Here is a 25,047-nt window from a genome sequence, read left to right as displayed (position 1 = left end):
TTTCTTCCCTAACTTTACTCGCTTACAAAACAAAAGTCAATTATTTTTTGTATAGATTTTTTTGGTAATTATACAAAAATTTGAATACAACAATCATTTTAACTTTTCGATTTCTTCTTCCAATATTGAAATCCAATAAAATTCACTATTTTTTATTGTTGCTAATATCCATTTCGTAGTGTGCCATGCTAGCTCATACTCTTCCTTCGTGACATCACCACTTTTATAAGCATCCTCTAGCTCCTCTTCATCTAATACATACACCTTACCGCTAGATAATAATACTACATCTAAATATAAATCATCAAAATACGGTAAACCACGATCGTCTATTTTATATTCTTTCGCCACATCGATATAATATTGCACTAATTTTTTCTGATCATCTAACATAGCGGTAATCGCAAAGTTTTTCCCGTCTATGAAATATTGAATCCACGTATACTGATCTGCTGCAATACAAAGTTCTTCACCATCATATTCTTTACAACTAGGCTCTCTCACCTTTTTTATATCCAGTATTCCGAGCATTCCCTCTTCCACTTGCTTAACCGTATAACTCTTTTCTATTAGTCTCTTCCACGAAGAACCGTCACCATATTTTCGTTTCATTATGTCTGCTCCTCTTCTATATACAGAAAAGCTCCCACATATTATGTGAGAGCTTGTTCATATTATAATTAAGCCGCTTGACCCTTTTCAGAAATCTCTTTTAAATAAGCTTGTCCTTTTTCAGCGTCATATTGACCTTCCCACTTAGACATAACTACAGCTGCTAAAGAGTTTCCTACAACGTTAACTGCTGTACGAGCCATATCTAAAATACGGTCAATACCAGCAATGAACGCTAAGCCTTCAGGTGGAATACCTACTGTACCAAGTGTCGCTAATAATACAACGAATGATACGCCCGGTACACCTGCGATACCTTTTGATGTAACCATTAATACAAGTAATAATGTAATTTGTTGTGTAATAGATAAATCAATACCGTACATTTGCGCCAAGAAAATAGCCGCAATTGCTTGATATAAAGTTGATCCATCTAAGTTAAATGAATAACCAGTCGGAATAACGAAAGATGTAATTGCTTTCGGACAACCGAATTTCTCCATTTTCTCCATGATTTTTGGTAAAACTGTTTCTGAGCTTGCTGTAGAATACGCTAAGATCAGCTCGTCTTTTAAAATCTTAAAGAATTGGAAAATGTTAATTCCAAATATTTTCGCTGTAAGTCCTAAGACAACTACGACGAAGAAGATCATTGCTCCATATACGACAATTAGTAATTTCCCTAATGGAATTAATGAAGCAAGACCAAATGTAGAAACTGTAACACCAATTAGTGCAAATACACCAAATGGTGCAAATTTCATAACTTGGTTTGTTACGTAAAACATTGCGTCAGCCACACCTTGGAAAAATTGAAGAACTGGTCTTCCTCTTTCACCAATTGCTGCTACACCTAAACCAAATAGTACAGAGAAGAAGATAATAGCTAGCATATCTCCGTCAGCTAACGACTTCATAATGTTCGTTGGAACAATATTTACAAATGTATCTGCAAATGAATGACTTTGTACTTGCTCTGTCGTATGTGTATATTTCGAAATATCTGTCTTTGTTAACTGCTCCATATTTACGCCTTTTCCTGGTTGGAAAATATTCGCTATTAATAGACCGACAATAATTGCAATTGTTGTAATGATTTCAAAGTAAATAATTGTTTTTCCGCCTAGTCGACCTAATTTTTTAACATCGCCAACACCAGCAACCCCAACAACAATACTTGCTACAACAATTGGCACAACGATCATTTTAATTAATCGGATGAAAATATCACCAATTGGTTGTAAATAACTCACCACTGCTGGATTGCCAAAGAAAATCGCCCCAACCGCAATACCAAGCGCAAGTCCTATTAATATTTGCCATGCTAGTCCTATTCTTTTCATATTTGTTGTAACCCCCTCTTCGATGTGTCACTCTATCTCTCATTCTATCTCTATAAAACTAAGAAATTAAGAGTATTACATATTATTCGACAATTCACTACATTTTGTCCCTGTTAAAAATCATAAATCAAAAATTTAAATCTGACAACAAAATAACTTTGCCCGAACGCAAATAATTTTCTTGACAAAAAGTAGACCCATGTCAGAAAACCTCACATGAGAACGATTCCTCACTAGTGTTTTATTAGCTTTCCAAGTAATATTTCACCTCATAAAAACGATTACTTTCCTCCTTCATTTTACAGGAAAATTCCAAAATATACCTTTGTTACACATATGAATAAAATGTAAGCACTATGACAAATACAGTTGAAAAATGATAAATTCCGACAAAACTTAGCAATTTTATAAAATTTTCTTTACATTATGATTACAACGATAGACACCCTTCTTCTTATGATATATAACATTCATAGGGAAAGGAGTCAGACAACAATGAAAAAGAAATTTGCAGCGTTTAGTGTTTTAGCAGCAGGAACGATTTTTGCTTCCCCGTTACTTTCACCCGTATACGCTGAAACGAATCAAGATAAATTATCTAACATTCAATCTGAATTAGAAGGCAAACAAAGTGACTTACAAAATAAATCAGTCGAGAAAGAACAAATAGAAAAAGAAATTCAAGAATTACAGAAGAAAATCGATGAATTAACTACTTCCATTAATAAAAATGAGACTGAATTAAACGATACAAAAAAAGAAATTAGCAAAACACAACAAGTAATTACTGACAAAAAGAAACATATAGAACAATTACAAACAAACATAGATACACGTCAGGAAGTTATTAAACAACGATTACAATCTATGCAAGAAAAACCGCGTACAAATATCATTACAGAAGTATTAACAAACTCTACAAACATTGCTGATCTTGTTGATAATATGTACTCCGTAAGTTTAATATTAAACAACGATACAGATATTGTAAAAAAACAAACATCTGATCAAAATGCTGTAACGACAGAAAAAGAGGCTGTTGAGAAAAAAGAACAACAACTGAAAGACTCTGAACAAAAACTAGAACAAAAACAACAAGAATTACAAAATAACCAACAGCAGCAACAAACTCTTATTAACGATCTACATACGAAAGTAGCAAAAGTAGATTCAGAGATTGAAGGATTAGAAGAATCCAAGGGCATTTTAGAAAATCAACGTCAAGCTGTTCAAAAAGCAATTGAAGAAGAAAAACGGGCGGAAGAAGCTCGTAAAGCGGAAGAAGCCCGCCAGGCAGAAGAGGCTCGCAAACAACAAGCTACTAAATCTGCTCAAGCGGCCCCAACACCACATGATACAAATATCGGTGGTTTTATCAAACCAGCAGCTGGATCAAAAACTTCCGGATTTGGTGTACGTTCTTTAGATAACCATAAAGGAATTGACATCGCTGCTTCGGGAACGGTTCCAATTATCGCTGCTGCAGATGGCGTTGTTATTCGCTCAGAATTATCATCTAGTTACGGAAACGTAGTGTATTTATCTCACCGTATAAACGGAAAAACATATACGACAGTATATGCTCATATGAATAGTCGTTCTGTATCGAATGGACAAACTGTAAAACAAGGCGATCAGCTTGGATTTATGGGGAATACGGGCCAATCATACGGACAACATTTACACTTCGAACTTCATCTTGGAGAATGGAATGTCGGCAAGACAAACGCAGTTGACCCATCTCCTTATATCGGATTATAAAAAACCTCGGTGCCTACCGAGGTTTTTCATTTACACTTCACACACTATAGGCATTCTACATAGACTATAACTAAATGCCTATAGTTTACGAGGTGATCCATATGAATACGCAATTACAACAAAAAATAGAAGAAGCTAGAGAAACGTATATTGGCCGGATATTTACATTTGGCGGCTCAGTTTTATTTTTAATCGGTTCATTCCTCGCAGTCACCACAGCCTATAAAGCGTATAATCGTCTATTACATTCATCAACATAAAAAAAGACGGGAGATCCCCGCCTTTTTTTATGCAAACATTTTAAATACACCTATCGCATTTAAAAATACAATTATTACAGTTACCGGAATAACATAACGAAGTAAGAAGAACCAAATGTTAAATAACGTTTTCCCTTTCGTTTCCGTCACTTCTAATTCTTTCATCAACAACTCTTTACTCATTTTATTTGGTACAAATAATGAAATAGCTAGTACTCCTAACGGCAGCAATACGTTACTTACCGAAAAGTCGACTAAATCAAAGAATGTTTTCCCAAATATTTTCACGTCACTCATAATCCCAAATGATAACGCTGATGGAATACCGACTGCAAAAATAAGAATACCAATTAATAATGATGCTGACGGACGCTTCTTCTCATTACCTTTCGCAACAGATGCTACTACAATTTCAAGCATTGAAATTGCTGATGTTAAAGTCGCAAAGAAGAATAAAATTAAAAACATAATAAAGAAAAATTGACCAAATGGTATTTTTGCAAATACTGCTGGAAGGACGATAAACAGTAATCCCGGTCCTTCAGTCGGTTTAACTCCTAATGCGAAAATCGCTGGGAAAATTGCTAATCCTGCAAGTACTGTAACAAAAACAGTTAAACTTACAATAGATGTTGCCGATTTCGCTAAATGTTCCTCTTTCTTTAAATACGAACTATACGTTACCATTACCGAGGCACCTACAGTTAGCGAGAAGAAAGATTGTCCCATCGCATATAAAATTGTATCTGCTGTAAGCTTTGAAAAATCTGGTTTTAAGAAGAACTCTACTCCAGCAAAAGCACCATCGAGTGTTAACGCACGAACAATAATCGCAATAAATAAAATAAATAATAGCGGCATCATGTACTTACTTGCCTTTTCTATACCTTTCTCTACACCTTTACTTACAACAAAAATCGTACAAAGCATAAAGATAAATTGTGCTCCAATCGCACTTAATGGATTTGAAATCGTTTCACCGAACAATTGTCCATAATCAGCTGCACCATTCCAGAAACTTCCTGTCACACTATAATATAAATAAAGTAAAATCCATCCACCTACAACACTATAAAAAGATAGTACACTAAAACAAGTAACAACTCCCATACGACCAATCCAAGGATATAATTTGCTATTTGGCACTAGTACTTTATAAGCTGTAACCGCCTCTTTTTGCGTGCTACGTCCAATAACAAACTCCGCTATTAGAAGAGGCATACCTATAAATAAAGTTAATAGTAAAAATACAAGGAAGAATGCGCCTCCCCCGCCATTACCTGCAACATATGGAAATTTCCATATCGCACCAAGACCTACTGCGGCTCCGGCTGCTGCGAGTACAAAGCCTATTTTCGACGTCCATTGCTGTGTTTCTTTCATCATAATTTCTCCTTTTCTGAATATTTAAACTTTTGTTAATTATACACTTTCATTTCATACTCGCACACCTCCTTTAGAAAATAAAAAAGTCCCCTACACGCAAATATGCATGTAGAGGACGATATATGTAATGTAAATACCGTGGTACCACCTCAATTGGATTGATAAATCCCACTTGTTCAAGTACAGGAATAATTCCGATACTCTATCCTTTTAACGGCGGAACCCGGGTTGCCTACTACAATGTTCAACATACCTCTCGCAAGCCCATTCTGTATATTTTATCGTACCGGGCTCCCACCTAACCCCAGCTCTCTGAACGCATCAAATATACGTACTCTTCTTGCTCATCGATTTCATCTATTGAAGTTACTTGTGATTATAAATTATATTTTTATATTTGTAAAGCGCACTTTATCTTTTATTATTTTAAAACCTTTTCCTCTAACTCACGTAAAAAACTTTCTCTTTTCCCCTCATTTTGCACATATACTGATTTCAACACTTCTTGGAGCAATATATTTCGTTCCCTCTTTTCTAACTGTAAATCTTTTAACTTCAACCTTACTTCATATAAAAAATCTAAATACGATTCATATGTCTCATCATATTTATTTGCAATATCATCTCGAATTTTTTTTGCGAGCTTCGGGCTCGCTCCCCCAGTAGAAACTGCTATATTAAGTAAACCACGATGAATCGCTGCCGGAAAATGAACATTACCACTTTCCGGATTTGTAATAACATTTACTAATTGATTCTCAGCGGCATCTTCAGCAACTTGTTCATTTAATATTGAATCACTACTCGCTGCAACAACTAAAAAAGCACTTTTAATATCACTTTTTTCATATTCTCTTTGGTACCAACGAATTTTCTTTTCTTCCACAAGTTTTACTAAATTCGCATCTAATTCTGGACTTATCACAACTATATCCGCACCCTGTTTGAGTAAAGGAATAATTTTAAATCCTGCAACTTTTCCCCCGCCAATAACAACAACGCGTTTCTCATTAACTCGCACTGTAAGTGGATACATACTGATCTCCTTTCAATAACTCCGTCGTTTTCTGAATTAACATATCTTGAAACGCTTCATTCTTCCCTAAATATGGACTAATTTTTATCTCTTCCACTTCATATTGGCGCACTTCTTTCTCAATATGTTTCATAAGTAAACCTGTAAATAACAAGTAAGGCAGTACAACGATGTTCTTTTCTTTTCGTTCTACAACTTCCTTTAACTTCTCCTCAAATTTTGGCTCTGCAGCCGCTAAATAACAAACTTCTACTTTTTTAACCTTCTCTTTTGTTTGAAATAAAGAAGCAATCCAGTTTATATCTCTTAATACTTCAGGATCACTGCTCCCTCTTGCAACAAGAAGTAACGTCACTTCATTTTTATCTTCCTGTTTGATGCCACTTCCGCTATACACCGATTTAACAAGTGTTTCTGATACACCAAACGGATTACCATAGGTAACTTTAACATCCGAAAATTGATTAGTTAACTTTTCCAATTCAAAAGGGATATCTTTTTTTACATGACCTGCCGCTAATAAAAAAACAGGGATAGCAATAATCTCAGTGGCCCCACGCTTCACACATGTACGAAAACCATCTTCAATAGAAGGATTCGCTAACTCTAAAAAACAAACTTCTTGAATAGTCGCTTCTATACGGCTCATGCACGATGTAATAAATTGAATCGCCTCTTCTTTCGCTGTCTTCAAACGACTTCCATGACATATATATAAGACGGCTTTCATTTTACAACACTCCACTTACTTGATAAGCATTTTCTGTCTGCTTCTCAAACCAATGAATTTTTTCTCTAAAACGGACAACCTCTCCAATTACAATCATACTCGGATTTTGAATTTGCTCTTTTTTCGCAACATCTACAATTGTCCCTAACGTTCCAACAACTGTGCGTTGCATAGACGTCGTCCCCTGCTCAATAATAGCAGCTGGCGTACTTTTATCTTTTCCATGCTTCATAAGTTGCTCACATATGTAGGGCAAATTACTAACCCCCATATATACCGCTAAAGTCTCTACACCTTTCGCTAAACTTTCCCATTTCACTTCTTCTTCAGCACCTTCTTTCCTATGCCCAGTCACAATAGCAAAACTTGCACTTGCATCACGGTGCGTCACTGGAATGCCCGCATAAGCAGGAGCAGCTATTCCAGCTGAAATACCAGGAATGATTTCAAATGGTACACCTTGCTTTGCTAATGCTTCAGCTTCTTCTCCCCCTCTACCAAACACAAATGGATCGCCACCCTTAAGCCTCGTTACAACTTTTCCTTTTTTCGCATACTTAATAAGAAACGTGTTAATTGTCTCTTGCTTCATCGTGTGATAATTCGGGAGTTTTCCACAATAAATTAAATCCGCGTCAGGCTTTGCGTATGAAAGCAGCTCTTTATTCACAAGTCGGTCGTATAAAATAACATCTGCCTTCTCAATACATTTCAACCCTTTAACAGTAATTAAATCTGGATCGCCAGGACCCGCTCCAACAATATAAACCTTCCCCATCATCTCTCCTCATTTCTTCTATTAAAATGAAACTTCCATTCGTATATAAGAATGGAAGTTTTTATTTTTTCGTATTACTGATCTCTACTCATGGATAACAAATGCCCCACCTTTTCGAATCTTCTTTTTTTCAAACAAAGAAATCTCTTTTACCTCTGGCAACGGTAAAAAATGCTTTTCAAGCTCAATCTCCGCAAGCTTAAATGCCTGTTCTTCACTTTGAGCAACAACAACAATCGGAACAATACTATTTACTAACACAGCTTCAAATCGATATAAATCCATATCGTCCCTCCTAAGACGCTATTACTTCTTCTAGCACGTTATTTAACGCTATTTGTAATGTATCTACACCAACACGACCTACAAAATCATAAAATGTTTCGGCTGGTAATTTATTCTCTTTGAAATAACTTATAAATGATGCGAGTACATCAGGTAGATCCTCGCCATCTATTTTTCCTTTTAACTTTTGATTGTAGGCACCGCCATCTAACAATGTTCCACCTACGTATATTTCAAACGCTTCAACAATACCTTTTTCCTTCGTTTTCATTTTCACCCCTTGTAGCCCAATGTCAGCAATTTGACGTTGACCACATGAATTCGGGCAGCCTACCATATGAATTCGAACTGGAACATCGAGTGCAATTTGTGTATCTAAGTATTCTGCAATTTTTCGTAATCTTTCTTTCGTTTCTACTAGTGCAAGATTACAATATTCAATACCGGTACATGAAACCGCATGACCAATAAATGATTTCGGGCTAGCAGATATCGCTTCAAACAGCGGTTCACTAAGTAATCCTTTTACATTTTCCGGAGGAACGTTCGGAATAATGAAGTTTTGCGAGTTACATGTACGAATTTGTCCATTTCCATATTGCTTTGCGATTCTTGCAATCTCAAACATTTCTTCTGCATGTAAACGACCTACCGGTACATTAAAACCTACATATTTTAATCCCTTTTGTTTTTGGTCTTGAACACCATAAAAATAGCCTGCATTCCATCCTTTGAGTGCACTTTCCCCTTTACTTTGTAAAGGCCCTGTATACTCTATTAGTTTCTCTTTAAATTTCTCTGCTCCCCAGTCCGCAACAAGAAATTTCAACCGAGCTAAATGACGTTTTTCACGATATCCAAAATCACGGAATATAGTAGCAATCGCAATCGCCACCGCCTTCACTTCTTCTGGTAAAACGAATACATCTAATTCATCAGCTAAATACGGTCGAGCTGATAATCCTCCACCTACTTTTATATGAAAACCAACTTTTTTCTCACCATCTATTTCTTTCGTTGCAGGCGTAAATGCAACACAGTTAATTTCTGCGTTTGCTGAATTATAAATATTAGAACTAATAGACATTTTAAATTTACGTGGCAAGTTAGAAAACTCTTCATTATGTTGGAAGTAATCATATACTTCTTTTACAATATGCGTTGTATCGAATAGTTCATTTGCATCAATGCCAGCAAGCGGATTACCTGTAATATTCCGCGTTATATCACCACAAGCCCCCGCTGAAGATAACCCAACTCTTGCTAATCTTTTAAAAATATCTGGAATTTGCTGAATTTCTAACCAGTGAAACTGAATCGCCTGTCTCGTCGTAATATCTATTACATTACGTCCATAATCTTCAGCGATAGAAGCAAGTACTTCTGCCTGTGCATTTGTAATAATCCCTGACGGAATATTTACCCGCATCATAAAATAACCAGCTTCTTTCGGTCTTTGTAAATACAAGCCTGCCCATTTAAAGGCATCCCACTCTTCTTTCGGAATAGATTCGAAACCATTTTCCGCATAGTAAGGAATATCATTAAAAATTTCTAAGCCATCTTTTTCTAATTTATTTTTCTCGGTCTGATTTAATTTTTCATTGTTAGCCCATACTTTTTCATAACTCATTGTTTATCCCCCTATATAAAACTACGCTCTTGTAAGTACTTCACGATTTGTTCTGCACATTCTTCAATAGAATATTTGTGCGTTTCTACAATTAATTCCGCTTGCTCTGGCTCTTCATAAGGCGAATCAATACCTGTGAAATCCTTAATATCACCTTTTCTTGCCTTTTTATAAAGTCCTTTCGGATCACGTTTCTCACACTCTTCAATCGGACACTTCACAAAAATTTCAATAAATTCATCTGCCGCTAATAAATCTCTTACTTGTTTGCGGTCTACTCGAAATGGTGAAATAAATGCTGTAAGGACAACTGCTCCTTGGTCTACAAATAACTTTGCCACTTCGCCAATACGTCTTATATTTTCCATGCGATCACTTTCAGAAAATCCTAAGTCTTTATTTAAACCGTGGCGAATGTTATCCCCATCCAGCACATAATTTCCAATATTCTTTTCAAACAGTTTACGAGCGACCGCATTCGCTACTGTAGATTTACCCGAAGCTGATAAACCAGTAAACCAAATTACAAAACTATGATGTCCATTCTTCACTCTTCTCTCATCTTTTGAAACCGAAGCTGTATGCCAAGTAATATTCGTATCCATCTCGTTCTCTCCCTATTCTGTTACTACTTCTTTTTTCAAGCCTTTAATTAGCACTTCCACTACTTCTTTACGACTAAATGTACTTGGCGGAATCTCACCGTTTCTTAATAATTCTCTTACTTTTGTACCCGATAAAATAACATGATCTTCTTTTCCGTGCGGACATGTTTTCGTTGAAGCCATCGCTTCACATTTCGTGCAGTAAAAACTATGCTCAAAGAATAGTGGTGTAATTCCTAACTCTTCTATCGTAAAATTTGTGAAGATTTCTTGCGCTTCATACGTTCCGTAATAATCTCCTACTCCAGCATGATCACGCCCTACTATAAAGTGGGTACATCCAAAATTCTTTCTTACTAACGCATGAAATATCGCTTCCCTTGGTCCTGCGTAACGCATGGCAGCAGGAAATACACTTAAAAAGACACGATTTTTCGGATAATAGTTTTGAAGAAGTACTTCATAGCTTTCCATTCTTACATCAGCAGGAATATCATCCGATTTCGTTTCTCCAACGAGCGGATTTAAAAAGAGACCATCTACAATTTCAAGAGCAGATTTTTGAATATACTCATGGGCACGATGTACCGGGTTTCTCGTTTGAAATCCGACCACTGTTTTCCACCCACGTTTTTTAAATGCTTCCCTCGTTTCAATTGGGTCTAAATGATAAGAAGGAAATTGATTATTTTCAAAGCGTTTTGTTAGAATAATAGTTCCTCCAACGTAAACGTTTGGTCGTTCATATAATTTTTTCACTCCTGGATGAGCCTCATCCGTTGTTTTATATACAAGTAACGCTTCTTTTTCTTTATCTGGTACAAAAATATCTTCTATTTGAATGACACCGTATATATTTCCATTGTTGACAAGCTTTACTTCCTCTCCAGCCTTCAGGCTTTCTGCGACTTTTTCTGTTACCGGTAATGTAATTGGTATACTCCACACACTACCATTTGCTAAACGAAGCGTTTCTACAACAGAATCATAATCTTCCTTCCCTAAAAAACCAGTAAGGGGGCTATATCCACCTGTCGCCAATAGTTCTAAATCACTTAACGCAATATTGTCTAATTTAATTTCTTTTTCAATTTGTGATACGTCATATGTCTCATCTATACGGTTTACTAATTCGTTTACTATGCTCATTTTTCTATATCCTCTCTTAGCTTTATTTCAAGATTCATCTTATTGGTAATGAAGACCACATTCAGTTTTCACTTTTCCAGCCCATCTACCATCTCTTGAATCGCCACCATCCCCTACAGGTAACGTACATTTCTCACACCCAATACTTGGATAGCCAACATCATGCAACGGGTTATACGGCAAGCTATGTTTGTATACATATCGCCAAACTTCTTTCCACGTCCAATGAATGAGTGGACAAACTTTAATAGATTGAAAACGATGATCTTGATTTATAAACTTTGTATGCTTACGTGTTTCTGATTGTTCCCTTCTTAAGCCCGATATCCATGCTTTTTCCACGACTAATGATTTTTCTAAAGGTAAAATTTTTCTAATCTTACAACAAAGATTCGGATTGCTCTCCCACAGTTTTTCACCATGCAACTTCGCCTGTTCATCAAGTGTAAGTTCTGGCTGTTTTTCTATAATATTCAATGAAGGAAATCGTTCCCGCACTTTTCGAATTAATTCATACGTTTCTTGAAAATGAACATTTGTATCCAAAAATACAACTTTAGCAGATGGATTTACTTGGTTTATAATGTGCAGCAATACCATACCTTCCACCCCAAAGCTACATGCGTAGACAACCTCATCTTTATATTCTTTATAAGCCCAATTTAATACTGATAACGCACCTTTTGTTTCATCTTCTTCCGAAAACGAAACAACATTTTCTTCCCACGTTTCATACGTCAACATGTTTTTTCCCCCTGTAAAAGCAAAAAGACGGTTTTAACCTAATGAAAATAGGTTAAAACCGCCTCTAGTTTTTCTAGTCAGCGCTTTTCACTTTAAACGTACTTTTTCACTTTTCTCTAACTGAATTACTTTTCCATCTTGCACAACAATTGTAATTGAACCATATTTCATATCAGCAAGCATCGCTTCAATCTTCTCGGATACTTCATCAAAATGTTCCCGTACACTCACGCGAACAGCCCCCCTTTTTTATTCATAAAAAAAATCTTTCCCATTTCGAAAAGACTGTTCGGTAATATATTTTACCTTATCTTTCAAAATGGATCCCATTTTGCTGGATTTAGCACCTTGCTTTCTATAAGCAGGTTGCCGAGCTTCTTCGGGCCAGTTCCCTCCGCTTCTCTTGATAAGCTTTGTATTTGTATTTTATCACAATTCTGATTTTTTTCAATCCTAGTTTTCCGATATATTTTAATTATTTTATTTTATAAAAAAGGAATTGCCCATTCGAACAACTCCTTTTCCTATTTAGACAAGCTCTTTAATACGTATGCGATCGTTCCCAATAATATTTTCATATGTTTCGCGTTCCACAACTACTTGCGATGTTCCGCCTTTTGCAAAGACAACGGCTGGTCTTCGAATCCGATTGTAATTATTCGCCATCGAGTACCCGTATGCTCCTGTACAGGAAACTGCTAGTAAATCAGAAGCAGCGACTTTCGGTAAATGAATATCCCAAATCAACATGTCTCCACTCTCACAGCATTTCCCGGCAATCGAAACGAGTTCCTCATTCTCATCATTCGCTCGATTCGCTAACATCGCTTCATAACGCGCATTATATAAAGCAGGTCTTAAATTATCTGTCATTCCACCATCGACTGATACATATTTCCGAATACCAGGAATATCTTTCACAGATCCAACTGTATAAATTGTTGTCCCAGCATCACCTACAATGCTACGGCCTGGCTCAATCCATATTTCTGGCAATGGATATTCACATACAGTAAATTGTTCTCTCACTGCACTTGTTACAGCTCGCACATATGTCTCAAGAGTTAATGGTGTATCTGACTCTGTGTAACGTATTCCAAATCCCCCGCCTACATTTAACACTTTTACTACATAGTTTGTTTGCTCTCTCACTTCTTCTAAAAATTGGCGAAGAACTTCAATTGCTCGAACAAAACCAGCTGTTTCAAATATTTGCGACCCAATATGTGAATGGATCCCTAGCACATTATAATTGGATTTTTGTAAAGCCAATCCAATTGCCTGCATTGCTTGACCATTTGAAACACCAAATCCAAATTTCGAATCATCTTGACCTGTTGTAATATATTCATGTGTGTGCGCCTCTACTCCAGGCGTTACACGAATTAATATGTTCACAAATTTCCCATGTTGCATCGCTAAATCGTGTAAAACTTCTAATTCAAAGAAATTATCTACGACAAAACAACCGATATTCGCCTGAAGAGCCATCACTACTTCTTCTTCTGTTTTATTATTTCCATGAAAATGAATACGTGATGCCGGAAATCCTGCTTGGAGCGCAGTATATAATTCTCCCCCAGAAACAACGTCTAATGACATATTCTCTTCACGAGCTACTCGGCACATCTCCATGCACAAGAACGCCTTGCTTGCATATGCTACTTGATAAGAGAAACCACTTTCTTTAAAAGCACGATGAAATGCTCGGCATTTTCCTCGAATAGACTCTTCATCGTATACATAAAGTGGTGTTCCGTATTGCTTTGCTAGCTGCGTCGTATCGCACCCTCCAATTTCTAAGTGTCCTTGCCCATTAATTCGGCTTGTGCCGTGTAAATACATTTAAATTCCTCCCTTATTTCCTCTAAAACTCATAACCCCAATCTTCTATTCATTGCAGCACGCTTTTAGATAGACAAAAAACGCGCGGAACAATGTTCACACGCGTTTCTTATTAGGAAAAATATATATTGAAAAAATAAACGAGTTGTTATCTCCTCAAAATAAGAAACCGCATCAACATCTCCAAATAGCTCTCCATAAAATAAATCTTATGACAGTACTACATTTATTCAATGCAGTCCCAATATATGAATAAGATGGTTATTCTTATATTTCGGCAATAGTCCCTTTCAACCTATGATCACAGATTCCATTAAATCTCCCATAGCTTACTCTTTCCTATCGCGGCCTCTACCTTTGAGAGTAGATGAGGTAAGTCTATTTAATTTTCAAACATCTAATTGTTGCTATTAACAATACCAAAGGACCATTTTATTTGTCAAACAATTTTTTATATTGTTTTTTCACAGTTTAGTTTCGTATCATTTGGTAAGCGCTTTACTGAAATCTTTGTCACTTCCCATTCGCCTTCTTCGTTATTAAATGTAATCGTTACCTTCTCAAATGGTGGAGCAATTTTCCCAGCAACACGTTCATACTTTGTCACTTCAATACTTGCTTGAAATAAATATGTACCGCTATACACTTTTTTTAAACTAATAATTTTAGGACATTGATAAGGTTTCAAACTTCCATATTGTTTTTCAATTGCTTTATTTATTTTTGGAAATAAAACAGAATAAAGTGCATCTTCCATAAGAGGTGCATCATATTGGGCTACCGACACACTCGGTGAAGTAAAAAGTATAACACTACTGCATGCTATAAAATATAATAATTTTCGCATTATAACCTCCGTATTATCACGCGATTCTTTCTGCGTACGATAATTATCATACATAGAAATTCTGTTTTATTGTCTCCCACCACTCTTTTTCTACTCGATTATTATAAAAAAGCCCACAACCTTCTTTTATTTTCGTATAATGATACTCATAGTATAATAATCATAATAACAAAGGACTGTTCGTATATATAAAATGAGTCGTTAAGCAAACTGACTCACAAGAACTGTCATGCTTTTTAGGAGAGGAGTATATTATGCTACAACATCTGTTTCCAAAACTGCGATTTGCACTCGTTGCAGTCGTTTTACTATGGATTAAAACATATATTGTGTACAAGCTAGCATTTGATATTAAAATTGATAATTTCTTTGAAGAATTCATGCTTTTTATCAATCCACTAGCTGCGTTACTTTTATTTTTCGGCTTAGCTTTACTTGCATCTAAGCACCGAAACCGAATTATAATTGGAATCAGTTTTATACTGTCATTTATTTTATTTGGAAACGCAATGTTTTATGGGTTCTATAACGATTTCGTTACTTTCCCGGTTTTATTCCAAACAAACAATATGGCTGATTTAGGGACAAGTATAAAAGAACTCTTTACGTACAAAACATTACTTTTATTTGCAGATGCAATTATTTTAATGTTTATTTCACGTAAATTCCCATCATTTGGCGACAAAACACCACTTTCCCGCTCAGAGAAGCGAACTTTCTTTAGCGGTGTAACAGCTTTATTAGCACTACAAATTGTTGTATCAGTTATTTATAAACCACAAATGTTCTCGCGCTCATTTGACCGTCAAACTGTCGTGAAGAATTTAGGTTTATACACATACCATCTATTTGACATTACGCTTCAATCCAAGTCTTCAGCTGAGCGTGTATTTGCAAGTGGGGATGGGTTTTCTGAAATTAAAAACTATACAGACTCAAAAGACAAACAAGTTGATAAAAACTTATTTGGAGCTGCAAAAGGTAAAAATGTAATTTTAATTTCAATGGAATCTACACAAAACTTTGTTATTAATAAAAAAATAAATGGAAAAGAAATTACACCATTTTTAAATGAATTTATTAAGGATAGTTTCTATTTCGATAACTTCTATCACCAAACTGGACAAGGCAAAACTTCTGATGCTGAATTTATCGTTGAAAACTCACTTTATCCGCTAGATCGTGGTTCTGTATTCTTTACTCATGCAACAAATGAATACACAGCGACACCAGAACAATTAAAGAAATACGGATATTCTTCTGCCGTCTTCCATTCAAACGATAAAACGTTTTGGAATCGGGATGTAATGTATCCTGCGCTTGGATATGATCGTTATTTTAATTTAAATGATTACGCAGGAACGGAGCAAATGTCTGTCGGTTGGGGATTAAAAGATAAAGAGTTCTTTGAACAATCTATTCCAAAGTTAAAATCTTTACCGCAACCGTTCTATACAAAATTTATTACATTAACAAATCATTTTCCATTTCTTCTAAATCCGGAAGATCAATATGTTGATGAATTCAACTCGGAAAGTGGTGTTGTAAACCGCTACTTCCCAACTGTTCGTTACACAGATGAAGCTCTTAAATTATTTATTCAACAATTAAAAGAAGAAGGATTATATGATAATTCCGTTATTGTCATTTATGGTGATCATTACGGTATTTCCGAAAACCATAACGCAGCTATGGCACAGTTCCTAGGAAAAGATACTATTACACCATTCGATTCTATGCAATTACAACGAGTCCCTCTTATTATTCATGTGCCTGGCCAAGAAGGAAAAGTTGTTTCTAAAGTATCCGGTCAAATTGATATTAAGCCAACGCTCCTTCATTTACTTGGTATTAAAACAAATAAATCCGTTGAATTTGGAACTGACTTATTTATTAAAGAGAAAGACCCGCTTATGGTAATGCGTGATGGTAGCTTTGTTTCTGAAGAGTATGTTTATACAAAAAATATGTGCTACAAAAGAAGTACGGGTGAAGAAGCTGACATGACGTTATGTCAGCCGTATATTGAAAAAGCAAAAACAGAATTAAAACTCTCCGATAAATTAATTTATGGAGATTTATTACGCTTCGATCCTAATAATCGATATAAAACCGGAACGATGACAACGAAATTTGAATAGTAAAGGAAGCAACTTTATACAAGTTGCTTCCTCTTTTTATTTTCACTTAATTTTCGAACCATCCTTCTATGAAATCTTTCACAAATTGGTAATTTCTTTCGTATGAGGAATAAATTTATGGTATGATAAAATAAGTAAACTTTCATACACTAATTAAGAATTTATTACAGAAAGCAAGGGATCAGATTTTGTATAGAGCAGCTATTCCAAACTTATTTACGCTCGGAAATTTATATAGCGGATTTTTATCAATCGGCTATGCATCTTTAGGATATTATAAATCAGCTGCTATTTTAGTACTTATCGGGATGATGTTAGATAGTCTTGATGGTCGTGTTGCTCGTTTATTACGTGTTGATTCACAAATGGGAAAAGAGCTCGACTCGCTTGCAGATGTCGTAACATTTGGTGCAGCACCAGCTGTTTTAATGTATTACACATCTTTCTCAAACTACGGAATCATCGGATTATACATAGCGGGATTATTCCCTCTTTTCGGAGCATATCGTTTAGCACGATTTAATGTAACACCATCTTCTACTTCAATGAAATATTTCACTGGAGTACCGATTACAGCAGCGGGAGGGCTTGTTGCTTTCTTAACATTATTTTCACATACCATTCCAAAAATCGTTCTTATTACCGTATTTGTAACGTTCGCATTTTTAATGGTGAGCCGCATTCGTATCCCAAGTTTAAAAGATGTACCAATTCCACGATATAGCATCATTATTACACTATTTTTAGTTGGAATCATTATTACAATGTATCAAACAGGATTTGGAAATTTTTCTGTTTTCTTATTCATTGCCATTCCACTATATATTTTGTACATGTTATCTCAATTCATTAGACAAAGACCGTCTAAAAAAGCGAATAAAGAAAAATAAGAAAACCTTCCGAGTCCGGAAGGTTTCTTTTTATTTTGTAACTAATACCTTTTGATTTACAGGTGTTACTGGCTCTTCGCCGTTTAATACAGCTAAAATATTTCTGACAGCCATTTCAGCCATCGCATCACGAGTTTCAAATGTTGCATTCCCTACGTGTGGAGCAAGTACTACATTCTTTAATTCTTTTAGCTCTTCTGTAATTTTCGGTTCAAATTCAAACACGTCAAGAGCTGCTCCTTCAATTTCATTCGTTTTTAATGCATGAGCAAGTGCTGCTTCATTCATAATTGGTCCACGTGAAGCATTTACAATATACGCTGTTTTCTTCATCATTTTAAACTGCTCTTCATCAATCATATGATGTAATTTCGGATTATAAGCACAGTTAATTGTAATAAAGTCTGCTGTTTGTAATAATTCTTCCAACGTCACATACGTTGCTCCCAGTTCACTTTCAGCTTCAAGCTTACGATTTGGCCCTGTATATAAAACATCCATTCCAAATGCTTTCGCACGTTTTGCAACAGCCTTCCCGATTTCTCCAAGACCTATAATTCCGATTGTCTTACCATGGACTTCTCGTCCTAAGAAAAATAACGGTGCCCATCCGTTAAATCCAGTCGTACGACATAACGTATCCCCTTCAGGAATTCTACGCGCCGCTGCTAAAAGAAGTGCAAATGTTAATTCTGCAGTCGCTTCCGTTGATACTTTCGGTGTATTCGTAACTGCAATTCCTTTTTCGCCCGCATACGTGTAATCAATATTGTCGTAACCAGCACCATAGTTTGCAACAATCTTTAAATGAGGCGCTGCATCAATAACTTCTTTTGGCACCTTTGTCGAAAGTAAACTTAACAATGCATCTTTATCTTTTACACGCTCTGTTAATTCATCTATAGAAATTAACTCCTCTTTATTGTACATTTCTACATTATGATCTTTTAATAGTTCTAATCCAATTTCCGGAATTTTTCCCGCTACTAATATTTTTGCCACTACTAACACCTCTTCTATAGAAAATAAGACATCTCTTATATTTCATTGTAAGAAATCCACATATAAAAACCAAGGAATTTGATTATAGTTTTGAAAATCGACACTTTTCCATGAAAAAAGAGGAGATGCAACTCTCCCCTCTTCTTACGCTTTTTCCTGCGATTCTTTTCCAAGCTTCACATCAATAGTTCCTTCTGCAACCGTATCGCTAATTTGCTCCTCAATAACCGATTGAGATGCAGCATTCGTTTCAGAAGTATAAGCTTGTTGCTGTGCACCTTGTACATTTTGTTTGTTTTGTTGTTTCGCCATTTCTTACCCTCCTTTTCATTCTTTCTTATTTTGAACAAAAAGGACAGTTTTCATCAAAAAATTGCGTTTCATTTTGAATTTGTTACTTCTTCTTCAAGCGACCTCATTACTCTTGCTCGCTTCGTAAATGTTGCAACCTGAGTAACACCGTGAGCTCGTAATGTTTGTACATTTTCTTGTACATAATTCCCTAAATCATTTGGGTAATGGGCATCCGAAGAAATCGTAATTGGAACACCATACTTAGCTAATACTTGTAAATATAGTGGACTTGGGCACATTTCACGAACAGGATAACGATAGTATAATCCTGCATTTATTTCTGTTGCCGTATTCGTTTCTACTAATGCACAGGCAATTTCCTCATAATAAGAAAGCTGTTCATTCTCATCCAATCGATAATTAAATACCTTTATATTATCAAGATGAGCGATAATATCAAATAACTCGGTACGAATCGCACTCTCAACTGTTTTAAAAAACATATCATATAATGCGCGTAGGTCATGCACCTCAAAATATTCTTTCGTATCTGGATTATCAAATCCCCAGCCATTTAGAAAATGAACGGAACCAATTACATAATCAAAGTCTCCTAGCTCTAATAATTCTTTTAACTCTCCTTCACAACCAATAAAATAATCCGCTTCAATTCCAAGTTTAAGTGTGACACCTCTTTTCCCCCATCGTTCTTTCGCCTCTTCAATTGCCTTTGTAAAATCATACAGTGAAACTACCCTTACTTGATCTAACCATTCTTTCTGTATACGACCGAGCTTAGAATCACTAATATCTACATATTTTTCATAATATCCTTTTGCTTCATGAAAACGATATAGATGATCAACAATTCCCACTTCTTTTATTCCTTTTCGCACAGCTTCTTCTAAATATAGATCTATCCATTCTGTTGTAAATGGCCCTTCCTTCACACGCTTTTGCAAACGCTCTTGTGTTTTCATAAGCCAATCAATAGAATGTCTTTCTTGAAGCGGTTCATAACATTCCAACGCTTCATTTATTTTAGCAAGCCATCCTATTGAATACGGTCCTTCTTCTAAGTGAAGATGATAATCTACTTTCATATACATTCCCCCTTATAATGTATCTATTTCCCTTCTATCCCCAACTCTCGAAAGCTTTCCATTTCGTTCTTTCACCTCTCGCATCACATCTTCCAATGCAATATTTTTTTCAGCTAATAAAACGAAACAGTGATAAAATACATCAACCATTTCTTTCACTACTTCTTCTTTATCATTATTTTTACATGCGATAATTACTTCAGCACACTCTTCACCAATCTTCTTTAAAATTTTATCTTCTCCTTTTGAAAATAAATAATTTGTATACGATTCAGGAAGTGGGCTTCCCTTTCGTTCTTCAATTGTTTTATACAGCAACTTAAAGGCATTTTCCATATGTATCCCCCTATATAATTTGATAGTGAAAACATGTCTTCTCTCCCGTATGACAAGCAGGTCCTACTTGTTTCACATTCACAACAATTGAATCTTGATCACAATCTAAATATAAAGATTGCACATATTGAACATTCCCTGATGTTTCCCCCTTATTCCATAACGACTGCCTCGAACGAGAATAAAACCATGTTCTTTTCGTCTCTAACGTTTTTTTATATGCTTCTTCATTCATATAAGCTAGCATTAAAACGTCTTTCGTACCTTCTTCGATGACAATTGCCGGTATTAATCCTTTTGAAAAATTAGGTTTCATAACCGCACCTCAATATTTGCATCTCTTAATTTTCGCTTTACACTCTGCACTGTCGCCTCACCATAATGAAAGATGGATGCCGCTAACGCTGCATCAACCGTTGTCTTTTGAAAAACTTCTATAATATGATCCGTATGACCACAGCCTCCTGATGCGATGACTGGAATAGAAACACTTTTTGAAATTTCTTCTGTTAAACGAAGGTCATATCCGCTTTTCGTTCCATCTGCATCCATACTCGTTAACAAAATTTCACCTGCCCCAAGTTTAACAACACGCTTCGCCCATTCTATGGCATCCATTCCTGTGTCAACTCTTCCGCCGTTGACATATACGTTCCATTTACCTTCTGCTACTTTTCTAGCATCAATTGCCACGACAATACATTGTGATCCAAAGTGTTCTGCCCCTTCTTCTATTAACTTCGGGTTTCGCACTGCCGCTGAATTTATTGAAACTTTGTCTGCCCCAGCTCTTAGTAAATTGTACATATCTTTCACACTTGATATCCCCCCGCCAACCGTAAGAGGAATAAATACTTTTGCTGCTGTTTTTTCTACAACATCTATAATCGTTTTTCTTCCTTCATGAGTCGCCGTAATATCTAAAAATACGATTTCATCTGCCCCTGCCTCGTTATATGCTTCAGCTATTTCAACCGGATCACCGACATCTTGTAATCCTATAAAATTTACACCCTTTACGACTCGCCCTTCTTTCACATCTAGACATGGAATAATTCGTTTCGCTAACATAACTTCGTTACCTGTAATACTTCTTCTAAATCAATCGTTTTCTCGTAAAGCGCCTTTCCAATTATGACACCATATATATTCATATCATTTAACTTTTTCACATCTTGAATAGATGCCACTCCTCCAGAGGCGATGAGACGAATGCCCACACTTTTTTGAAGTATCGCTAATTGTTCAAAATTTGGACCTGCAAGCGTCCCGTCTTTCGAAATGTCTGTAAACACAATCGTTTGAACACCTAAACTTTCCACTTGTTTCGCTAAACTAACGTAAGAAATTTCAGATAGATCAAGCCAACCTCTCGTTGCTACGAAACCATTTTTCGCATCAATTCCAACAATGATTTTCTCTTTATATAGACGAACTGCTTCCTCTAAAAATGACTTATCATAAAGAGCTGCTGTTCCTAAAATCACTTTTTCTACACCTGCTGACAATAACTTCTCCACCGTTACAAGTGAACGAATTCCTCCTCCCACTTGCACAGGAATACGTACCGCCTTGCAGATTTTTTCAATGACGGGCAAATTTAAAGACTCGCCAGCAATTGCACCGTCTAAATCAACAATGTGTAGTATTTCCGCTCCAAGCTTTTCAAATATGATCGCCTGCGCTACTGGATCTTCATTCATCACCGTTTCTTTACTAAACTCTCCTTGATAAAGTCTAACGCATCGTCCTTCTTTTAAATCGATAGCTGGGAAGATTTCCATGCTTCTACCACCCCTTGAAAATTTTTTAATATTTGCATGCCAATTTCGCCACTTTTTTCTGGATGAAACTGTGCACCAAATACATTTCCTTTCGCGACAAACCCTGGTACTTGCATTCCATAATCACTTACTCCGCATACAATTTCATCTGGACAATCCGCGTAATATGAGTGAACATAATACACGAAAGAACCATCCACTAATCCATTCCAAAGCGGAAATTCTCTTTCCTTCCTTAATTCATTCCATCCCATATGAGGAATTTTATACGAAACTTTTAACTTACGAATTTCCCCTGGTAGTAAACCTAACCCGCTACAATCTTTTAGTTCCTCACTTCGTTCAAATAAAAGCTGCATGCCCAAACATATACCGAGGAGTGGTTTTCCTATATCACAAACCTCTTTTAGTACACACACTAAATCTCTTTCTTCTAATACGTCCATCGCTTTCGGAAATGCACCTACTCCCGGTAAAATCACGCCATCGCTTCTCAATATCTCTTTTTTATCACTCGTTACAATGTACTCTGCGCCAATATATTTTAATGCTTGCTCTACACTGCGAATATTCCCCATTCCATAATCTATAATGGCAATCAATTACAACATTCCTTTCGTTGAATTTACACCAGTAATGTTGGCATTTTTTTCGACCGCTTCTCTAAGCGCTCTACCAAAAGCTTTAAATAATGCTTCAATTTTGTGATGTGTATTACTTCCGTATAGAACGCGCGCATGTAATGTAATATTGGCAGCATGTGCAACTGCTCTAAAAAATTCTTCCGTCAATTCTGTATCAAAATCCCCGAGCTTCGGATTTGTTAATTCCCCTTGAAATACACAATATGAGCGTCCACTTATATCAATTGCGACAAATCCTAAAGATTCATCCATCGGTACATACGCAGAACCGTAACGATTAATTCCCTCTTTGTTTTGCAATGCTTCTTTCAAGCAATTTCCGAGTACAATTCCAACATCTTCAACGGTGTGATGTGCATCGACAAATACATCACCTTCTGCTTCAACCTGCAATCCAAATCTTCCATGTCTAGCAAATAAAGTAAGCATATGATCGAAAAAACCAACTCCTGTTTGAATAGATACATTTGTACTTTCATCAAGCTGCAAATTTAATTTAATTTTTGTTTCTGTCGTCTCACGTGCTTGACTGGACTGACGCATTATTTTTCCTCCTCAAACCTTATTTGGATTGCTCTCGCATGTGCATGTAACCCTTCTTTATTTGCAAGCTCTACAATATGATGCTGTACATTTTTTAATGCTTCCTCCGTATAAGAAATAAAACTTGATTTTTTCACGAAATCATCGACTGATAACGGAGAAAAAAATCTTGCCGTTCCGCTCGTTGGTAATACATGATTCGGTCCCGCTAAATAATCCCCGAGCGGTTCAGGTGAATATGGCCCAAGGAAAATAGAGCCTGCATGTTTCACATAATCTAGAGCATTCATTGGTTCTTTTATATGTAACTCTAAATGTTCTGGAGCAATTTCATTTGATAACTTTAGCGCCTCCTCTAAAGAAGGAACGATAAAGATGGCTCCATTTCTATTTATTGATTCACGTGCAATTTCACTTCTTGGTAACGTTTCTAACTGTCTTTCTACCTCTTTTTCTACTTCTTTAGCTAGTTCCATATTCGTTGTAATACAAATCGCCGTTGCTCTCTCATCATGCTCTGCTTGCGATAATAAATCCGCTGCGATATATTTTGCATTACCTGTTTCATCCGCGACAACTACAATTTCTGATGGACCAGCAATCATATCGATATTTACTATTCCGTATACTTCTCGTTTCGCTAGAGCGACGTACAAATTTCCCGGTCCAACTATTTTATCCACTTTCGGAATCGATTCCGTCCCGTATGCTAAAGCAGCAATTGCTTGTGCGCCACCTATCGTATAAATTTCATCTACTCCCGCAAGATCTGCAGCAGCTAATATATGTGGATCAATTCCTCCTTTCCTCGGCGGTGTTACCATTACAATCTTTTTCACACCTGCGAGTTTCGCCGGCAATACATTCATTAATACTGAAGAAGGATATGAGGCTGTCCCACCCGGTACATATACACCTACATTTTCTAACGGCCGAATGAGTTGCCCTCTAATTATCCCTTTACTTTCACAATCGAATATTGAGTGCTTCTTTTGCTTTTCGTGATACGAAACAACGTTTTTCTTCGCCTCTTTTAAAGCTTCTAAAAATGAATTCTCTACAAACATACTCGCTTGCTGTATTTCTTCTTCACTTACACGAAAATTTTTCATCTCTACACCATCAAACTTTTTTGTATAGAAAGATAAAGCCTCATCTTTCCCTTCCCTTACATGTCTAATGATTTCTCTTACACTTCTTTGAACAGTTTCTTCTATTATATTAGCGTTTTCTCTTAGCACTTTTATTTTAGATAATGCCTCCTTAAATTCTTCATAAATGATTTCCATTTTAAAT

The 25,047-nt window shown here is 36.1% G+C and carries 28 protein-coding genes, 2 riboswitches and 1 other annotated feature; of the genes, 4 read left to right on the top strand and 24 right to left on the bottom strand.

From position 1 onward, the window contains the following. Positions 1-93: 93 nt before the first annotated feature. Both ACX9TM_RS07610 and gltP read right to left on the bottom strand, forming a co-directional pair. Positions 94-612 (bottom strand): ribonuclease FAU-1 family protein, encoded by a 519-nt coding sequence (locus ACX9TM_RS07610; RefSeq protein ID WP_000824664.1) that lies wholly within the window; start codon positions 610-612, stop codon positions 94-96. Between the two features lie 68 nt (positions 613-680). Further along, positions 681-1,955, bottom strand: a complete 1,275-nt coding sequence (gltP, locus tag ACX9TM_RS07605) for a glutamate/aspartate:proton symporter GltP (RefSeq protein ID WP_000821134.1) — start codon at positions 1,953-1,955, stop codon at positions 681-683. A gap of 495 nt (positions 1,956-2,450) precedes the next feature. On the opposite strand from gltP, the gene ACX9TM_RS07600 reads away from it, so the two are divergent. Together ACX9TM_RS07600 and ACX9TM_RS07595 are read left to right on the top strand one after the other, a co-directional pair. After that, positions 2,451-3,716: a murein hydrolase activator EnvC family protein gene (locus tag ACX9TM_RS07600; protein WP_000726086.1), complete on the top strand. Its 1,266-nt coding sequence runs from the start codon at positions 2,451-2,453 to the stop codon at positions 3,714-3,716. Positions 3,717-3,817: 101 nt separating this feature from the next. After that, positions 3,818-3,976 (top strand): hypothetical protein, encoded by a 159-nt coding sequence (locus tag ACX9TM_RS07595; protein WP_001096001.1) that lies wholly within the window; start codon positions 3,818-3,820, stop codon positions 3,974-3,976. 27 nt (positions 3,977-4,003) lie between these two features. On the opposite strand, the gene ACX9TM_RS07590 is transcribed toward ACX9TM_RS07595, so the two are convergent. The 12 genes from ACX9TM_RS07590 to ACX9TM_RS07535 form a co-directional block, all read right to left on the bottom strand. Then, complete coding sequence (locus tag ACX9TM_RS07590; protein WP_000665430.1) at positions 4,004-5,359, bottom strand: sodium-dependent transporter; 1,356 nt, start codon at positions 5,357-5,359, stop codon at positions 4,004-4,006. 111 nt (positions 5,360-5,470) lie between these two features. Further along, positions 5,471-5,719, bottom strand: a binding site (T-box leader). A gap of 64 nt (positions 5,720-5,783) precedes the next feature. Further along, positions 5,784-6,398, bottom strand: coding sequence for an NAD(P)-binding protein (locus ACX9TM_RS07585; protein ID WP_000283356.1), 615 nt, complete (start codon positions 6,396-6,398; stop codon positions 5,784-5,786). Continuing rightward, positions 6,373-7,128 (bottom strand): sirohydrochlorin chelatase, encoded by a 756-nt coding sequence (locus ACX9TM_RS07580; protein WP_063220216.1) that lies wholly within the window; start codon positions 7,126-7,128, stop codon positions 6,373-6,375. Before ACX9TM_RS07580 ends, ACX9TM_RS07585 begins: the two co-directional genes overlap by 26 nt. A 1-nt stretch (position 7,129) precedes the next feature. Next, a complete protein-coding gene (gene cobA, locus ACX9TM_RS07575; protein WP_000521262.1) occupies positions 7,130-7,906 on the bottom strand; it encodes a uroporphyrinogen-III C-methyltransferase in 777 nt (258 codons plus the stop codon). 84 nt (positions 7,907-7,990) lie between these two features. Further along, a complete protein-coding gene (locus ACX9TM_RS07570; RefSeq protein WP_000366914.1) occupies positions 7,991-8,191 on the bottom strand; it encodes a DUF3906 family protein in 201 nt (66 codons plus the stop codon). A 10-nt stretch (positions 8,192-8,201) separates the two neighbouring features. Next, positions 8,202-9,824: a nitrite/sulfite reductase gene (locus ACX9TM_RS07565; RefSeq protein WP_000119621.1), complete on the bottom strand. Its 1,623-nt coding sequence runs from the start codon at positions 9,822-9,824 to the stop codon at positions 8,202-8,204. Positions 9,825-9,835: 11 nt separating this feature from the next. Beyond that, on the bottom strand, positions 9,836-10,429 hold the full coding sequence (cysC, locus tag ACX9TM_RS07560; RefSeq protein WP_000380499.1) for an adenylyl-sulfate kinase: 594 nt from the start codon (positions 10,427-10,429) through the stop codon (positions 9,836-9,838). A gap of 12 nt (positions 10,430-10,441) precedes the next feature. Continuing rightward, complete coding sequence (gene sat, locus ACX9TM_RS07555; RefSeq protein WP_000029491.1) at positions 10,442-11,578, bottom strand: sulfate adenylyltransferase; 1,137 nt, start codon at positions 11,576-11,578, stop codon at positions 10,442-10,444. Between the two features lie 39 nt (positions 11,579-11,617). Beyond that, complete coding sequence (locus ACX9TM_RS07550; protein WP_000959022.1) at positions 11,618-12,322, bottom strand: phosphoadenylyl-sulfate reductase; 705 nt, start codon at positions 12,320-12,322, stop codon at positions 11,618-11,620. Positions 12,323-12,409: 87 nt separating this feature from the next. Beyond that, a complete protein-coding gene (locus tag ACX9TM_RS07545) occupies positions 12,410-12,553 on the bottom strand; it encodes a YezD family protein (protein WP_000116158.1) in 144 nt (47 codons plus the stop codon). 73 nt (positions 12,554-12,626) lie between these two features. Further along, positions 12,627-12,735: riboswitch (SAM riboswitch) on the bottom strand. A gap of 115 nt (positions 12,736-12,850) precedes the next feature. Continuing rightward, positions 12,851-14,167, bottom strand: a complete 1,317-nt coding sequence (gene lysA / locus ACX9TM_RS07540) for a diaminopimelate decarboxylase (RefSeq protein WP_059303995.1) — start codon at positions 14,165-14,167, stop codon at positions 12,851-12,853. A gap of 180 nt (positions 14,168-14,347) precedes the next feature. Further along, positions 14,348-14,529: riboswitch (Lysine riboswitch) on the bottom strand. Between the two features lie 89 nt (positions 14,530-14,618). Continuing rightward, positions 14,619-15,014, bottom strand: a complete 396-nt coding sequence (locus ACX9TM_RS07535; protein ID WP_001228822.1) for a DUF3888 domain-containing protein — start codon at positions 15,012-15,014, stop codon at positions 14,619-14,621. Positions 15,015-15,268: 254 nt separating this feature from the next. On the opposite strand from ACX9TM_RS07535, the gene ACX9TM_RS07530 reads away from it, so the two are divergent. Beyond that, positions 15,269-17,155 carry an LTA synthase family protein gene (locus ACX9TM_RS07530; RefSeq protein WP_000939078.1) on the top strand — a complete coding sequence of 629 codons (1,887 nt, stop codon included), beginning with the start codon at positions 15,269-15,271 and terminating at the stop codon, positions 17,153-17,155. 188 nt (positions 17,156-17,343) lie between these two features. Continuing rightward, positions 17,344-18,045 (top strand): CDP-diacylglycerol--serine O-phosphatidyltransferase, encoded by a 702-nt coding sequence (gene pssA / locus ACX9TM_RS07525; RefSeq protein WP_000285417.1) that lies wholly within the window; start codon positions 17,344-17,346, stop codon positions 18,043-18,045. A gap of 30 nt (positions 18,046-18,075) precedes the next feature. Here pssA and ACX9TM_RS07520 read toward each other — a convergent pair whose 3' ends face one another. The 10 genes from ACX9TM_RS07520 to hisD all read right to left on the bottom strand — a co-directional run bounded on the left by ACX9TM_RS07520 (position 18,076) and on the right by hisD (position 25,040). Then, positions 18,076-19,047, bottom strand: coding sequence for an NAD(P)-dependent oxidoreductase (locus ACX9TM_RS07520; RefSeq protein ID WP_001062858.1), 972 nt, complete (start codon positions 19,045-19,047; stop codon positions 18,076-18,078). A gap of 144 nt (positions 19,048-19,191) precedes the next feature. Continuing rightward, positions 19,192-19,359, bottom strand: a complete 168-nt coding sequence (locus tag ACX9TM_RS07515) for a YozQ family protein (protein WP_001118878.1) — start codon at positions 19,357-19,359, stop codon at positions 19,192-19,194. A 68-nt stretch (positions 19,360-19,427) separates the two neighbouring features. Further along, positions 19,428-20,444 (bottom strand): histidinol phosphate phosphatase domain-containing protein, encoded by a 1,017-nt coding sequence (locus ACX9TM_RS07510; protein WP_000861839.1) that lies wholly within the window; start codon positions 20,442-20,444, stop codon positions 19,428-19,430. A 12-nt stretch (positions 20,445-20,456) separates the two neighbouring features. Further along, positions 20,457-20,780 (bottom strand): phosphoribosyl-ATP diphosphatase, encoded by a 324-nt coding sequence (gene hisE, locus ACX9TM_RS07505; protein ID WP_000426358.1) that lies wholly within the window; start codon positions 20,778-20,780, stop codon positions 20,457-20,459. Between the two features lie 10 nt (positions 20,781-20,790). Beyond that, a complete protein-coding gene (gene hisI / locus ACX9TM_RS07500; protein ID WP_000803956.1) occupies positions 20,791-21,096 on the bottom strand; it encodes a phosphoribosyl-AMP cyclohydrolase in 306 nt (101 codons plus the stop codon). Beyond that, positions 21,093-21,851, bottom strand: a complete 759-nt coding sequence (gene hisF / locus ACX9TM_RS07495; protein WP_000880108.1) for an imidazoleglycerol phosphate synthase cyclase subunit — start codon at positions 21,849-21,851, stop codon at positions 21,093-21,095. The genes hisI and hisF overlap by 4 nt, the downstream gene beginning before the upstream one ends. Further along, positions 21,845-22,564, bottom strand: coding sequence for a 1-(5-phosphoribosyl)-5-[(5-phosphoribosylamino)methylideneamino]imidazole-4-carboxamide isomerase (gene hisA, locus ACX9TM_RS07490; RefSeq protein WP_063220219.1), 720 nt, complete (start codon positions 22,562-22,564; stop codon positions 21,845-21,847). Before hisA ends, hisF begins: the two co-directional genes overlap by 7 nt. Then, positions 22,537-23,166: an imidazole glycerol phosphate synthase subunit HisH gene (gene hisH, locus ACX9TM_RS07485; protein ID WP_000560360.1), complete on the bottom strand. Its 630-nt coding sequence runs from the start codon at positions 23,164-23,166 to the stop codon at positions 22,537-22,539. Before hisH ends, hisA begins: the two co-directional genes overlap by 28 nt. Next, positions 23,167-23,751 (bottom strand): imidazoleglycerol-phosphate dehydratase HisB, encoded by a 585-nt coding sequence (gene hisB, locus ACX9TM_RS07480; protein WP_001249949.1) that lies wholly within the window; start codon positions 23,749-23,751, stop codon positions 23,167-23,169. Then, entirely contained in the window at positions 23,751-25,040 is a 1,290-nt protein-coding gene (gene hisD / locus ACX9TM_RS07475) for a histidinol dehydrogenase (protein ID WP_000402933.1), read from the bottom strand. The genes hisB and hisD overlap by 1 nt, the downstream gene beginning before the upstream one ends. Positions 25,041-25,047 lie beyond the last annotated feature (7 nt).

Source organism: Bacillus sp. LH1 (genome assembly GCF_057924895.1).
This window is presented reverse-complemented; position numbering and strand designations above follow the sequence as displayed.

Coding starts and splice junctions, on each gene's coding strand:
- ACX9TM_RS07610 (WP_000824664.1), bottom strand. CDS start 612: ATGAAACGAAAATATGGTGACGGTTCTTCGTGGAAGAGACTAATAGAA.
- gltP (WP_000821134.1), bottom strand. CDS start 1,955: ATGAAAAGAATAGGACTAGCATGGCAAATATTAATAGGACTTGCGCTT.
- ACX9TM_RS07600 (WP_000726086.1), top strand. CDS start 2,451: ATGAAAAAGAAATTTGCAGCGTTTAGTGTTTTAGCAGCAGGAACGATT.
- ACX9TM_RS07595 (WP_001096001.1), top strand. CDS start 3,818: ATGAATACGCAATTACAACAAAAAATAGAAGAAGCTAGAGAAACGTAT.
- ACX9TM_RS07590 (WP_000665430.1), bottom strand. CDS start 5,359: ATGAAAGAAACACAGCAATGGACGTCGAAAATAGGCTTTGTACTCGCA.
- ACX9TM_RS07585 (WP_000283356.1), bottom strand. CDS start 6,398: ATGTATCCACTTACAGTGCGAGTTAATGAGAAACGCGTTGTTGTTATT.
- ACX9TM_RS07580 (WP_063220216.1), bottom strand. CDS start 7,128: ATGAAAGCCGTCTTATATATATGTCATGGAAGTCGTTTGAAGACAGCG.
- cobA (WP_000521262.1), bottom strand. CDS start 7,906: ATGGGGAAGGTTTATATTGTTGGAGCGGGTCCTGGCGATCCAGATTTA.
- ACX9TM_RS07570 (WP_000366914.1), bottom strand. CDS start 8,191: ATGGATTTATATCGATTTGAAGCTGTGTTAGTAAATAGTATTGTTCCG.
- ACX9TM_RS07565 (WP_000119621.1), bottom strand. CDS start 9,824: ATGAGTTATGAAAAAGTATGGGCTAACAATGAAAAATTAAATCAGACC.
- cysC (WP_000380499.1), bottom strand. CDS start 10,429: ATGGATACGAATATTACTTGGCATACAGCTTCGGTTTCAAAAGATGAG.
- sat (WP_000029491.1), bottom strand. CDS start 11,578: ATGAGCATAGTAAACGAATTAGTAAACCGTATAGATGAGACATATGAC.
- ACX9TM_RS07550 (WP_000959022.1), bottom strand. CDS start 12,322: ATGTTGACGTATGAAACGTGGGAAGAAAATGTTGTTTCGTTTTCGGAA.
- lysA (WP_059303995.1), bottom strand. CDS start 14,167: ATGTATTTACACGGCACAAGCCGAATTAATGGGCAAGGACACTTAGAA.
- ACX9TM_RS07535 (WP_001228822.1), bottom strand. CDS start 15,014: ATGCGAAAATTATTATATTTTATAGCATGCAGTAGTGTTATACTTTTT.
- ACX9TM_RS07530 (WP_000939078.1), top strand. CDS start 15,269: ATGCTACAACATCTGTTTCCAAAACTGCGATTTGCACTCGTTGCAGTC.
- ACX9TM_RS07515 (WP_001118878.1), bottom strand. CDS start 19,359: ATGGCGAAACAACAAAACAAACAAAATGTACAAGGTGCACAGCAACAA.
- ACX9TM_RS07510 (WP_000861839.1), bottom strand. CDS start 20,444: ATGAAAGTAGATTATCATCTTCACTTAGAAGAAGGACCGTATTCAATA.
- hisE (WP_000426358.1), bottom strand. CDS start 20,780: ATGGAAAATGCCTTTAAGTTGCTGTATAAAACAATTGAAGAACGAAAG.
- hisI (WP_000803956.1), bottom strand. CDS start 21,096: ATGAAACCTAATTTTTCAAAAGGATTAATACCGGCAATTGTCATCGAA.
- hisF (WP_000880108.1), bottom strand. CDS start 21,851: ATGTTAGCGAAACGAATTATTCCATGTCTAGATGTGAAAGAAGGGCGA.
- hisA (WP_063220219.1), bottom strand. CDS start 22,564: ATGGAAATCTTCCCAGCTATCGATTTAAAAGAAGGACGATGCGTTAGA.
- hisB (WP_001249949.1), bottom strand. CDS start 23,751: ATGCGTCAGTCCAGTCAAGCACGTGAGACGACAGAAACAAAAATTAAA.
- hisD (WP_000402933.1), bottom strand. CDS start 25,040: ATGGAAATCATTTATGAAGAATTTAAGGAGGCATTATCTAAAATAAAA.